This is a genomic window from Candidatus Dedyshia acidiphila, assembly GCF_051025295.1.
In the GTDB taxonomy this organism is placed as follows: Bacteria; Acidobacteriota; Terriglobia; order Terriglobales; family Acidobacteriaceae; genus KBS-83.
In genome coordinates this window covers 1-247 of sequence record NZ_JBMGJV010000223.1, presented here as the reverse complement: position 1 = coordinate 247, position 247 = coordinate 1, and the positions used below count along the sequence as shown (strand labels likewise).

1 protein-coding gene is annotated in these 247 nt (G+C 67.2%); it reads right to left on the bottom strand.

Going from position 1 to position 247, the window contains the following annotated elements; genetic code table 11:
- Positions 1–247, bottom strand: a 247-nt coding sequence (locus AC5IJH_RS18665; protein ID WP_491904311.1) for a hypothetical protein, incomplete at both ends; no start/stop codon positions are given.

Below are 247 nucleotides of genomic sequence, written 5' to 3'. Positions count from 1 at the left end.
GGGAGCGCGCCGGCCGCTCATCTTCGATCGCAGAAACAGCGCCGTTCCGCAGGCTGCGGCGATGAGCTTGCAGAGGTTTTGCATCAGCAGCAGCGGAGCAGCGACGAGCGCTACATTCCACCCCCCCTTGCGACGAAGGAAGGCCAGCAGGCCTCGATCGGGAGCAAGCGCCGCCGCCGAAGAGAGCATGGCTGCACCCAGCCACCACGGCGACCGTAAGGCCAGCAGCAGCGAGACGGCCGCAGTA